General features: G+C 73.3%; 10 protein-coding genes and 1 pseudogene. 3 read left to right on the top strand and 8 right to left on the bottom strand.

All coding sequences use genetic code 11. The annotated features are described in order from the left end of the window. The 3 genes and pseudogenes from AB0J33_RS08505 to AB0J33_RS08495 form a co-directional block, all read left to right on the top strand. Positions 1 to 84, top strand: a pseudogene (locus AB0J33_RS08505) (phytochelatin synthase); the annotation flags it as partial. 261 nt (positions 85 to 345) lie between these two features. Continuing rightward, positions 346 to 1,248: a DUF1996 domain-containing protein gene (locus tag AB0J33_RS08500; protein WP_363611331.1), complete on the top strand. Its 903-nt coding sequence runs from the start codon at positions 346 to 348 to the stop codon at positions 1,246 to 1,248. Between the two features lie 72 nt (positions 1,249 to 1,320). Beyond that, positions 1,321 to 1,980 carry a DUF305 domain-containing protein gene (locus AB0J33_RS08495; RefSeq protein ID WP_363611329.1) on the top strand — a complete coding sequence of 220 codons (660 nt, stop codon included), beginning with the start codon at positions 1,321 to 1,323 and terminating at the stop codon, positions 1,978 to 1,980. Here AB0J33_RS08495 and AB0J33_RS08490 read toward each other — a convergent pair. Genes AB0J33_RS08490 through AB0J33_RS08455 form a run of 8 tightly spaced genes read right to left on the bottom strand, consistent with a single transcriptional unit; the run spans position 1,968 to position 11,572 of the window. Beyond that, positions 1,968 to 2,789 carry a CoA ester lyase gene (locus tag AB0J33_RS08490; protein ID WP_363611327.1) on the bottom strand — a complete coding sequence of 274 codons (822 nt, stop codon included), beginning with the start codon at positions 2,787 to 2,789 and terminating at the stop codon, positions 1,968 to 1,970. The genes AB0J33_RS08495 and AB0J33_RS08490 overlap by 13 nt on opposite strands. After that, positions 2,789 to 3,976, bottom strand: coding sequence for a CoA transferase (locus tag AB0J33_RS08485; protein ID WP_363611325.1), 1,188 nt, complete (start codon positions 3,974 to 3,976; stop codon positions 2,789 to 2,791). Before AB0J33_RS08485 ends, AB0J33_RS08490 begins: the two co-directional genes overlap by 1 nt. Next, positions 3,973 to 5,931, bottom strand: coding sequence for an SUMF1/EgtB/PvdO family nonheme iron enzyme (locus tag AB0J33_RS08480; protein WP_363611323.1), 1,959 nt, complete (start codon positions 5,929 to 5,931; stop codon positions 3,973 to 3,975). The genes AB0J33_RS08485 and AB0J33_RS08480 overlap by 4 nt, the downstream gene beginning before the upstream one ends. Further along, positions 5,928 to 6,866 carry a ribokinase gene (locus AB0J33_RS08475; protein WP_363611321.1) on the bottom strand — a complete coding sequence of 313 codons (939 nt, stop codon included), beginning with the start codon at positions 6,864 to 6,866 and terminating at the stop codon, positions 5,928 to 5,930. Before AB0J33_RS08475 ends, AB0J33_RS08480 begins: the two co-directional genes overlap by 4 nt. Then, positions 6,863 to 8,215, bottom strand: a complete 1,353-nt coding sequence (locus AB0J33_RS08470) for an ADP-ribosylglycohydrolase family protein (protein ID WP_363611319.1) — start codon at positions 8,213 to 8,215, stop codon at positions 6,863 to 6,865. Before AB0J33_RS08470 ends, AB0J33_RS08475 begins: the two co-directional genes overlap by 4 nt. A gap of 11 nt (positions 8,216 to 8,226) precedes the next feature. Then, positions 8,227 to 9,396 carry an ADP-ribosylglycohydrolase family protein gene (locus tag AB0J33_RS08465; RefSeq protein ID WP_363611317.1) on the bottom strand — a complete coding sequence of 390 codons (1,170 nt, stop codon included), beginning with the start codon at positions 9,394 to 9,396 and terminating at the stop codon, positions 8,227 to 8,229. A gap of 4 nt (positions 9,397 to 9,400) precedes the next feature. Then, positions 9,401 to 10,693 carry a sugar ABC transporter substrate-binding protein gene (locus tag AB0J33_RS08460; protein WP_363611315.1) on the bottom strand — a complete coding sequence of 431 codons (1,293 nt, stop codon included), beginning with the start codon at positions 10,691 to 10,693 and terminating at the stop codon, positions 9,401 to 9,403. Positions 10,694 to 10,732: 39 nt separating this feature from the next. Then, the gene (locus AB0J33_RS08455; RefSeq protein ID WP_363611313.1) at positions 10,733 to 11,572 is read right to left on the bottom strand and encodes a carbohydrate ABC transporter permease; all 840 of its coding nucleotides are present in this window, start codon (positions 11,570 to 11,572) and stop codon (positions 10,733 to 10,735) included. Position 11,573: the final 1 nt, after the last annotated feature.

Genomic DNA, 11,573 nt, shown 5'->3' with positions numbered 1-11,573 from the left:
GCCGACCCGAACACCGCCTCCTACGAGGTCACCGTCGAGCACCTCGCCGACTGGATCGCCACCCGCGGCTACGCCACCAGCTGACCCGCGACCCGCACACCAGCACAACAGCACGAGCCGAAGGGCCGGACCCCCACCACGGGGCCCGGCCCTTCGTCGTCATTTCCACCAACTGCGGCACGTATTGACAATTGTCGACTTCGGCGTGAGGCTGGGGGGTAGTGAGAGCGCTCTCTCGGAGCGCTCCACAGGCCACCACCAAGTCTGGCCAGGGGCAGCACTCCGATGTCGTCGGCGGCGGCGTCGGAGCTGTCCCTGACCCGTCCCCCCGACAGGAGTCACGAGATGGACAGGGCCGCACCCCTCTCCGGCAACCCCCGCCGACTGCGCGTCGCCACGGCGATCGGCGCCCTGCTGGTGCTACTCGGCACGTACCTGGTGTCCGCCACCGACCGGGCCGACGCCGCCCCCGGCGACTTCGGCACCAACGTCATCCGGGTCGCCGAGTTCCCCGCCGACTGCACCTACAGCCACCGGCTGCCGGACGACCCGATCATCTTCCCCGGGCTGCCCGGGGCCTCGCACATGCACAGCTTCTTCGGTGCCACGGTGACGAACGCCAACACGACCCTCCCGGACCTGGTCCGCTCCCCCACCTCCTGCAACCCGGCGGTGGACGTCTCGTCGTACTGGGTGCCGACCCTGTACCGGGACAACGTCGCGGTGGAACCGGCCATCGCCACGTTCTACTACCTGGGCGAGGGCGTACGCGCCGACGTCGTCGCGAACACCCAGCCGTTCCCGCAGGGGTTGCGGCTCGTCGCCGGCAACGCGAAGGCCACCGGGCCGAACGACAGCATCGCCCGCTGGTCCTGCCTGCACGCCGGGCAGGTGCCCCCGTCGAAGGACTTCGTCAACTGCCCGTCCGGCACGATGCTGGAGTCGTACCTGGACTTCCCGCAGTGCTGGAACGGCCGGGACCTCGACTCAGCGGATCACAAGAGCCACCTCGCGTACCCGGTGAACCAGGCATGCCCGAGCACCCACCCGGTGCACGTGCCGAAGTTGCGGCAGGTGCTGCGGTACCCGGTCAACGGTGACCCGTCGCGGTTCCGGCTGGCCTCCGGGCCGGGCTACACCATGCACGGCGACTTCTTCAACGCCTGGCCGGTGGCGGAGATGGCCCGCCGGGTCCAGGACTGCATCCGCCCCGTCATCAAGTGCGGTCACGACGGCCGACCGATCTGAGTCGACCGGCGCACACCACGGCGGCGGGCCCGGTCACGCCGGGCCCGCCGCCCTGGGCGGGAAGGAGCTCGGATGCGCCAGCGAACGGCGTCCACCCTGCTCGTCGCCGTGCTGCTCGTCGCCGGCTGCGGTGCGGGACCACGCGACGACGGCAGCACCCCCACCCCACCCGCGACCCCGCCAGCGGCGACGGTCGCGCCGCCATCCACGGGTACGGCAAACTCGTTCAACCCGACCGACGTCGCCTGGCTGCAACTGACGGTGGCCATGGCCGAGCGCCTGCTTCCCGTACTCGATCTGGTGCCGGCGCGCACGACCGACCCGGCCTGGCGGCGAACGGCCGCCCAGGTCGCGGCCACCCAGCGCGCCGATCTGGACCGCGCCCACCGACTACTGGCCGAGGCCGGCGCCCCAACGACCAATCCGCACGAGGGGCACGACATGCCGGGCATGGTCACCGCCGAGCAGTTGACGGCGCTGCGCTCGGCCAGCGGGCAGCCGTTTCACCGCCTGCTCGCCGGGCACCTGCGGGCACATCTTGAGCAGTCGGTCCGGATCGCCGCCGCGGAGCAGCAGAACGGGGTTCAGCCGGCCACCATCTCGCTGGCGTCGACCGTGGCCCGGTCCGGCACCGCCGACCTCACCCGGCTCGACGGGCTCGACCGGGCGCGCGGACCGCAGCCGGCGGCCGGTCACCCCGATCAGACCGCCGGCGAGGCTCAGGCGGCGTAGCGGGCGGCGAGGTCGACGACACGTCGGGCGGCGGCCACCATCGCCCGGTCGGCGAACCGGCCGTCGGGCAGGACCACGGTCCCCGAGTCGCGCTGGTGCGCGTCCGCCACGGCGGCCAGCAACTCCGCGGCGCGGGCCACCTCCCGGTCGGCCGGCCGGAACGCGTCGACGATCACCGGAAGCTGGCGGGGATGGATCGCCGCGCGGCCGAGGAAGCCGAGCCGTCGACCCGCCGCGCAGGAGGCGGCCAGGCCGGCGAGATCGACGACGTCGGCGTACACCGACATGGCCGGCGGGGCCAGACCGGCCGCGCGGGCCGCGACCACCAGCCGGCCGCGGGCCCAGAGCAACCCGTCGTCGTCGCTCACCCCCAGATCCGAGCGGAGGTCGGCCTCACCGAGCCCGATCGAGGCCACCGCCGGGTGGGCAGCGGCGATCGGGTACGCGGCCTCCAGCCCGACCGCCGACTCGATCAGCGGGTGCAGGGGCACGTCGACCCGCCCGGCGAGGGCCGCCACCGTCCCGGCCGACTCGACCTTGGGCAGCCGCAGCCCGCTCAAACCGGGCCGGCCGGCCACCGCCGTCAGGTCGGCGTCGAGGTCCGGGCCGGTCAGCTCGTTGACCCGAACCTGTACGGGCACCGGGTGCGCCTCGGCGAGGAACTCGGCGACCGCGTCCCGGGCGTACGCCTTGCGCCCGGCGACCACGGCGTCCTCCAGGTCGAGGATGACCGCGTCGGCACCCGAGGCGACCGCCTTCGCGAACCGGTCCGGGCGGTCGCCGGGCACGTAGAGCCAGCTCAACAGCATCAGAGCGCCCCCCGCTCGCGCAGCGCGGTCAACTCCTCGACGCTCAGGCCGAGCGCGCCGAAGACCGTGTCGGTGTCCTGGCCGTGTCGCCGGCCGGCGTGCCGGATCTCGCCGGGTGTCTCCGCGAGGCGGAACGGCACGTTCTGCATCCGCACCTCGCCCAACTCCTCGTCCGGCACGGTGCGCACGGTGCCCAGCGCGCCGTACTGCGGGTCGGCGAGGATGTCGCGCACGTCGTAGACGGGCGCGACCGCGGCCTGCGCCTCCTCGAAAGCGGCCACCACCTCGTCCCGGTCCCGTTGGGCCACCCAGGCGCTCACCGCCGCGTCCAACTCGTCGGCGTGCGCGGCCCGGCCACTGCCGGTGGCGAACCACGGCTCGTCGATCAGCTCGGCACGGCCGACCAGCCGCAGCACCCGCTCGGCGATGCTCTGCGCGCTGGTGGACACCGCCACCCAGCGGCCGTCGGCACACCGGTAGGTGTTGCGCGGGGCGTTGTTGTTGGACCGGTTGCCCAACCGGGGCTGGACGTAGCCGAGTTGGTCGTACCAGGTGATCTGCGGCCCGAGCATCGCCATGATCGGCTCGATGATGGCGAGGTCGACCACCTGCCCGGCGCCGGTGACGTCACGGGCCCGCAGGGCGAGCATCACCGCGTACGCGGCGGCGAGCGCGCTCACCGAGTCGGCCAACCCGAACGGGGGCAGTGTGGGCGGCCCGTCCGGCTCCCCGGTGGCCGCCGCGAAACCGCTCATCGCCTCGGCGAGGGTGCCGAAGCCGGGCCGGCGGGCGTACGGGCCGACCTGCCCGAACCCGCTGATCCGGGTGATCACCAGCCGGGGGTTGACGGCGTGCAGCTCGGCCGGGCCGAGACCCCACCGCTCCAGGGTTCCGGGGCGGAAGTTCTCCACCAGCACGTCGGCATCGGCGAGCAGTCGGCGCAGCAACGCCGCGCCGTCCGGGTCGGAGAGGTTGAGGGTGACGGTGCGCTTGTTGCGGCCGAGCACCTTCCACCAGAGGCCGACGCCGTCGCGGGCCGGGCCGTGCCCGCGCGACGGGTCCGGTTTCGCCGGATGCTCCACCTTGATCACATCGGCGCCGAAGTCGCCGAGGAACGCCGCCGCGAGCGGCCCGGCGAAGAGGGTGGCCAGGTCGATGACCTTCACCCCGTCCAGTGGCGCGGTCACCGGGTCCCCTCCGTCGCCTCCGGCAGGTCGGCCGCGCAGCGGAAACCGACCTGTTCGGAGCGGGCCAGACCGGCGCCGGTGAGCAGCAGCTTCACCGAGACGTCCGCCGGTTGCGGGCCGCCGTCGAGGTACCAGTCGGAGCCCTCCGCCCGGTACTGGGCGCCGCCCTTCAGGATGGCGAACCGGGTACGACCGTCGGAGTGCTCGCTCTCTGTCAGGTTCCACACCAACGGTTCCCGCCGCACGAGCAGCCCCGCCTCGGCGGCGACCTGCCACTCGTCCTCGGTGGGCAGGCGCAACCCGGCCCACGCCGCGTACGCCCGCGCGTCGGCCAGCTCGACGCCGGTCACCGGGGCGTCGGCCGGACCGGAGCCGGCGGTGAACCGCTCCGGGCGCACCGGTCGGTAACCGGTGCTGCGCAGGAAGTCGGCGTACTCGCCGTGGGTGACCTCGTGCACGGCGATGGCGAACCGGCCCAGCCGCACACCGCGCCGCAGCGTGCCGGGGTGGTGCAGCCGGGGCGGCAGCGGCTTCCACTCGTCGACGTAGGGCGCCTCGCCGTACAGCCCGGTCTCCCGCACCCGGTGCCGGACGACCAGGTCGTGCCGGCCGCCCTCGACGGCGACCAGGCCCGGCGGCGGCTGCGACCGGGGCGCCCACGGCGTGCGGACGCGCACCGCGGCGCGGGCCGGGAAGGACGGGTCGCCGGTCGGCGGCTCGTGCCGGTGCGCGGCGGCGACACCGCGTACCACGGCCGCGATCGCGCCGGCCGGCAGCGGGCCACCCACCGCCAGCCGACCGTCGGCGGTCTCGGTGACGGTAAGCTCCGCACCGGTGACCAGGTCGACGAATCGTCGGCCGGCGCTCGGGTCGGTGACCAGCCACGGGCCGTCGTGGTCCGCACCCCGGTTCACCACCGTCCACAGCGGCTCGTCGTCGTGCGTCCAGCGGGACGCGTACACCTGGCCGTGGCCGGGATGGTCGGCGAGCGGCACCCAGTCCTCGGCGCGCAACCACGCCGCGTGGCTGGCCTGCACCCGGCGCATCGCCCGCAGCACCGCGCGGTCCCGGTCGTTCCAGCCGACCCAGACGCCGAAGACGCTCTCCCAGACCAGCACGCCGACCCCGTTGAGCCAGGCGGAGTGCAGCTCGTCCAGGTGGTCACGGTGCCAGCGCCGGGTGTGGTGCAGCACGTGCCGCCGCTCGAACCACTTCGCCCGCAGCACGCCGGGCACCTCGGAGTCGGCGAACCACTGCGCCCAGGACATCGCGTGGTCGGCGATGCGGGCCAACGGAACCCGGCTCTCGCCCTCCAGGACCAGGCCGGGGCGGACGGCGTCCAGCGCGGCGCGCAGCTCCCCGGCGCCCTCCTTGAGGGTGTCCAGGAAGACCCCGTCGACGCCGAGCTTGCCGGCCAACGTGGCGACCTCCTGCGCGTCGCTGCCCGACTCGCGCCGGGTGCCGGTGTCCCACGGGTTGTAGTCGACGAAGACCCGCACCCCCCGCCGCTGGAACGCGCGCACCACCTCGGGCAGCTCCGGCACGTCCCGGTACCAGTCGAACTGGTTGCGGTCGTCGAGGCCGATCACCGGGTACGCGTGCCAGAGCACCACCCCGTCGAAACCGCCGAAGTCCCGCCCGGCCGCGTCGAGGAACTCGTCGACGGTGAAGACGCCACGCTCGTGGTCGTAGAGCGTCTCGTCCCAGAGCCAGGCCAGGCAGATACTGAAGCAGTCGCCGGCGATCTCGTCGTAGTGTTCCCCGACGTAGCCGATCCGGTCCCGGGCGTCGACCCGCCACCGGGCGATCTGCTCCCGCCAGGCCGGCCAGTCCGCCGGGTCGACCGGTGCCGCGAAGACCTTCGCCTCGTCCAGCGTGCTCAGGTCGGCGTGCCCGCCCAACGGCACGTCGGTCGGCCGGTCGATCGGGCGGGGGACGTACGGGTTGAAGCTCACGGTGCACCTCGGTAGGTCGCGTCGTAGAGGGCGTCGATGGCTGGCCGGTCCGGCAGGGCGGTGGACGCTCCGGGCCGCTGGGCGCAGGCCGCACCGGCGGCGCAGGCCCAGCGCAGGCTGGCCGTGACGGTGTCCTTGCTGCTGGCGCCGCCGCGTTCGGCCCAGGCCACGGCGAGCGCGCCGGTGAACGCGTCACCGGCGGCGGTGGTGTCCAACGCGTCGATCCGCGGCGCCGGGACCGTGACCCGAAGGCCGTGCCGATCGGCGTACGCGGCCCCGCGCGCGCCGAGGGTGAGCACCACCCGGGGCACCAGCTTCAGCAGGGCGTCCAGCAACACCGGCGGGTCGTCGGAGGTGACCTCGGCGACGACCGCCGCCTCGTGCTCGTTGACCACCAGCACGTCGACCAGGTCGAGCAGCGCGGTGGGCAGCGCGGCGGCCGGCGCGGCGTTCAGCACCACGGTGGTGCCGCCGGCCCGGCCCCACTGCGCCGACTGGATCACGACGGCCAGCGGCACCTCCAGTTGCAGCAACAGCACGTCCGCCGCCGCGATCGTCGCCCGGTCGCCCGCGTCCAGCTCGGTCAGCGTGCCGTTGGCGCCGGGCGCGACCACGATGAAGTTCTCCGCGTCCCGGTCGACGGCGATCAGCGCGACACCGGAAGGGCCGGCGACGGTCCGCAGGCCGCGTACGTCCACGCCGGAGTCGACGAGACTCGCCCGCATCCGGGTACCGAACTCGTCGTCGCCGACCGCGCCCACGAAGTCGCAGGCCGCACCGGCCCGGGCGGCGGCGACGGCCTGGTTGGCGCCCTTGCCGCCGGGCACGGTCCGGAAGTTCTCGCCGAGCACCGTCTCACCGGGGCGGGGCAACCGTGACGCCGTGACCACCAGGTCCAGGTTGCTGCTGCCCACCACCGCCACCCGCGCGTTCATGCCGGGTCCCCTTCCGTGCCGTTCGGCGGCTGCGCCAGGGCGCTGGTCCGCTCGGCCAGCTCGTCGAAGCCGATCCCGTCGAAGCCGGCGATGCTGCTGGTCAGCCGGTTGCGCAGCGGGGCCACCCAGCGCTCCGGCAGCCCGCAGGCACCGGTGAGCGCTCCGGTCACCGCGCCGACCGTCGCGCCGGTCGAGTCGGTGTCCCAGCCGCCGCTGACCACCGCGGTGATCGACCGTTCCAGGTCCCCCCGCCCGTACGCCAGGGCGGCGGCCACCAGTGCGGCGTTGTTGCGGACGTGCACCCAGTGCAGGTGGCCGTGTCGTGCGTACAGCTCGTCGACCACGCGTTCCCAGTCGTCGGTCCCCGCGCCGAGGGCGCGTGCCTCCCGGACGGCGGCGGCGAACCGGCTACCCGAGGGCAGCACCGCCTCGGCCGCGTCCAGCACCTCGTCCACCGTGTCGGCCACCGGCGCGGCGGCGGACAGGGCCGCCACCCAGATCGCCCCGTGCACCCCGCCACGGACGTGGCTCACCGTCGCGTCCCGCACCGCCAGCTCGGCGGCGCGGTCCGGCCGGCCGGGGTTGACCCAGCCGTACACGTCGGTGCGGATCTGCGCGCCGATCCACTCCCGGAACGGGTTGTGCCGGTGGGCGCTCTGCGGCGGCGGGTACCCGAGCAGCAGGTTGCGGTAGGCGACCCGCTCGGCGGTGAAGACCCGCCCGCCGGGCAGCCAGTCCAGCCACGCCTGCGCCACGTCGGCGCTGGTGAAGCCCCGGCCGTGCGTCTCCAGCACGCGCAGTGCCAGCAACGCGTAGTTCAGGTCGTCGTCCTCGGGCATCCCGTCGATGTTCTCGGCGAGGCTGGTCGGCGCGCTGCGCCGGTTCCACGGCCAGCGGGCGGCGACGTCGACCGGGAGTCCCTTCGCGGTGAACCAGTCGCGCAGTGGCCACCGGTCGGTCGCGGTGAGGATCTCCCGGATGCCCTGGCGGGGAATCTTCTCCACCGGCTTGCCGAGCAGACAGCCAACCGCCCGGCCGAGCCAACCGCCGTGCAGCCGGTCGTACGCCACCTCGGTCGGCAGCGACCAGCTGGCCGGCCATCCGGCGCGCAGCGCGGCCAGGTCGTCGGCCTCGTCGGTGGCGTCCACGGCGGGCAACGCGTCGGCGGCGTCCAGCAGTTCCGTCGCGAGGGCGCGCAGCTCTGCCGACGCCGGGATGGCCGACGCCCCGCTGACCGGCGGGGTGAGGTCCCCGCCGGCCGCCGTCCACCGCTCGGCGAGCGCGGCGACGTCGCGCCCCTCGTCCCGGCTGGCCGCCAACTCGTGCGGCAGCAGGTCCTCCGGTTGCACCCAGGTGATCCTCACCGGGTCTCGCCCCCGGCCTCCCGGGTGACGCCGGCGGTCAGCCCGGCGAAACGCTTCGCGCGGCGGGCGAACCGGGCCTGGTCGCGCTCGAAGACCTCGCCGGCCACCGCGGCGAGGACCCGGGCCGGCTCCACCAGGTCGGTCTTGGAGGCGGCGGCCACCACGTCGGACCATTCCGCCGGCACCGCGTCGGCGCCACCGAGCGCCCCGGCGACGGCGGCGGCCATGGTGGCGGTGGAGTCCGCGTCCCGGCCGTAGTTGACCGAGCCGAGCACCGCGGCCCGGAAGTCGCCGCCGGCCACCACGAGCATGCCGAGAGCCACCGGCAGCTCCTCGATGGCGTGCAGGCGACTGGGCCGCCGCGCGCCGAGGCCGGGGCTGCGGTACTCCTCCCCCACCGTGTCGTACGGGGCGACCGCGGCGCGCAGCGCCGGGATGGCCTGCTTCCAGTCGTGGTGTCCGCGGGCCTCCTTCACCACCGCGTCGATGGCCGCGCGGGTGCCGTCGCGGGCCAGGTCCAGCGCCGCCGCGACGACGTCCTCGACGCCCGCGCCGGGAGTCGCGGCCGCCGCGACCGAGGCCGCGAACACGGCGGCGGCCTCCCGCCCGTAGCTGTGCTGGTGCGCGCCGGCGATCTCCACCGCCTCGGCGTACGCCCCGGCCGGGTCGCCCGCGTTGACGATGCCGACCGGGGCCATGTACATGGCCGCGCCGCAGTTGACGATGTTGCCGACCCCGGCCTCGCGCGGGTCCGCGTGGGCGTGGTGCAGTCGGGTGACCAGCCACCGTTCCGCGGCGGCGAGCCGGTGGAAGGTCACCCCGTCGCGCTCCAGGTCGGGGATGTACACCACCCGCTCGATCAGGTCGGGCACCAGCAGTTCCACCACGTCGTACGCGTCGAGGTGGTCCCGTTTGGCCGCGTACGCGCGGACCAGGGCGTGGGTCATCAACGTATCGTCGGTGATGTGCCCGTCGCCCTTGTGGTACGGCGCGAGCGGTCGCGCGGTGGCCCAGTCGGCGTGGTACGGGGGCACGATGCCCTCGACCCAGCCGCCGAAGCGTGTGCGGATCTGCTCGGGCAGCGCCGTTTCGGTGGCGCCGCCCAGGGCGTCTCCGACCGCTGCGCCGACCAGGCAACCGACCGATGTGTCGAGCAAGAGTGACATGTCGTTACCTCAGAACCTGCTTGCCACCGTCGACCAGCTGCGTGGCGAGCTGATCGAGGGTGATCTTGTTGGCGAAGTACTGCTGGAGGGCCGGGGTGGCGTACTTGGTCTTCCACTCCGGGTAGCCGTCGGCCTGCTGGAACGGGGCGACGGTCAGGTCCGCGGCGCTGTCCGCGGCGACGTCCCAGCCCTGCTTGCCGGCGGTGAGCTTGACCAACTCCTCGTTGGCCTGCTTGCCGGTCGGCACCAACCAGTCGCCCTTGGCCAGGGCGGCCATGTTGGTCGGGTTCAGGAAGTACTCCAGGAACTGCGCGGCCTGCTTCTTGTGCTTGCTGTCCTCGGAGATCGACAGCGTCTGCGGGTTGGCGGCCTGCTTGGTGGAGAGTCCCTTGATCGGGGGCAGGGTGACCCACTCGAAGCCGGCCGGTGCCTGCTCGACCATCTGCTGGCGCAGCGACACCGAGCCGGGCAGCATCGCGTACTTGCCGCCGAAGAAGCCGGGCAGGGTGTCCGCGCCGCTCATGCCGAGCGCCTCCGGGGAGGCGGACCTGGCGGTGTAGAGCATGTCGTGGATCCGCTTCGGGATCTCCTTCTCCGCGTCGCCGACCTTGACCTCGGTGCGCCCACCGTCGCCGTAGAAGAATTTGCCGTCGTAGTTGAGCGCCAGGTTCAGCACCCGGTTGGTCGGTGACTTCAGCGCCCAGGCCGCGCCGTACTGACCGGGCTTGGTGAGCTTCTGCGCGTTGGCCTGGAACTCGTCCCAGGTCCAGCCGCCGTCGGCCGGCGGCACCGCGACACCGGCGGCGTCGAGCAGCTTCTTGTTGGCGATGACGACCTGCGACTCCAGCAGGAACGGCACACCGGTGACCTTGCCGTCGACGGTGGCGGTGTCCCAGATGCCCTTGTCGATCTGACCCTTCAGGTCGTCGGAGAGCAGGCCGGAGAGGTCGGCCAGGTAGCCCTGCTTGCTGAACTCTCCGATCGCGGACGCCTCGTAGTGCACGATGTCCGGCGCGTCGCCGCCCTCGAACGAGGTGAGCAGCTGGTCGTGCACCGAGTTCCAGTCACCCTGCACGTACTCGACCTGGATGTCCGGGTGCTCGGCGTTCCACTTGGCTACCAGATCCTTGTTGACCTGCAACGACTCCTTCTGCCAGGCGAGGCTGAGGAAGCGCAGCTTGACCGGGCCGGAGGTGGCCTCGTCGTCGTCGCCGGCACCGCACGCGGTGAGCGCGCCGAGGCCGATGACCGCGACCGCGGCGGCCGCCGCGAGTCGCCGGAATCGGGTACGGAGCATGGGGGTTACCTCCTTGGTGGTGGTGGTTGGGGGGACGGGTCAGCCCTTGACCGCGCCCGCGAGCGACCCGGACGAGAGCCGGCGCTGCATGAACGCGAAGAAGATCAGGCTGGGCAGCGTGGCCAGCAGTGAGCCGGCGGCCAGGGGTCCCAGCCGGGCGGTGCCCTCGATGCCGACGAACCGGGCCAGCGCCACCGGCAGGGTGGCCAGCTCCGGGGTCTTGATCAGCACCAGTGCGAAGAAGAACTCGTTCCAGGCCGAGATGAAGGAGAACAGGGCGGTCGCGACCAGGCCCGGGGCGAGCAGCGGGAAGACCACCCGCCGCAGCACCTGCACCCGGGTCGCGCCGTCGACCGAGGCGGCCTCCTCCAGTTCCCTGGGAATGTTGCGGACGAAGCCCTGGAGCATCCACAGCGCGAACGGCAGCGCCCAGACGACGTAGATCAGCACCAGCCCGGCGTGCGTGTTGGCCAGGCCGACCTGCCGCAGCACCAGGAAGATCGGGATGATCAGCAGCACGAACGGGAAGAGCTGGGACAGCAGCACCCAGCCCAGCGCGGCGGTGCCGAGCTTGGAGCGGAACCGGGCCAACGCGTACGACGCCGGCATGGCGACCAGCACGGTCAGCACCGCCGAGGCGAGGGAGACCTGGAGGCTGTTGAGCGCCGCCCGACCCAACTCCTGCTCGGTGAACGCCTGGACGAAGTTCTGCAGGGTCGGGTTGTCCGGGATCAACGTCGGGTGCAGGCGTACCAGCTCGCGCGACGGTTTGAACGCCGTGGAGAGCAGCCAGACCAGCGGGAATCCGAGGAAGATCAGGTAACCGGTGAGCGCCAGGTACTGCAGCGTCCGGCTGGTGCGGCTCGGTTTTCCGAACATG

The sequence above is a fragment of the Micromonospora sp. NPDC049645 genome, assembly GCF_040675155.1.
GTDB lineage: Bacteria > Actinomycetota > Actinomycetes > Mycobacteriales > Micromonosporaceae > Micromonospora.
Note: the sequence above shows the minus strand (reverse complement) of the source record. Positions and strands in the feature narration are given on the sequence as shown.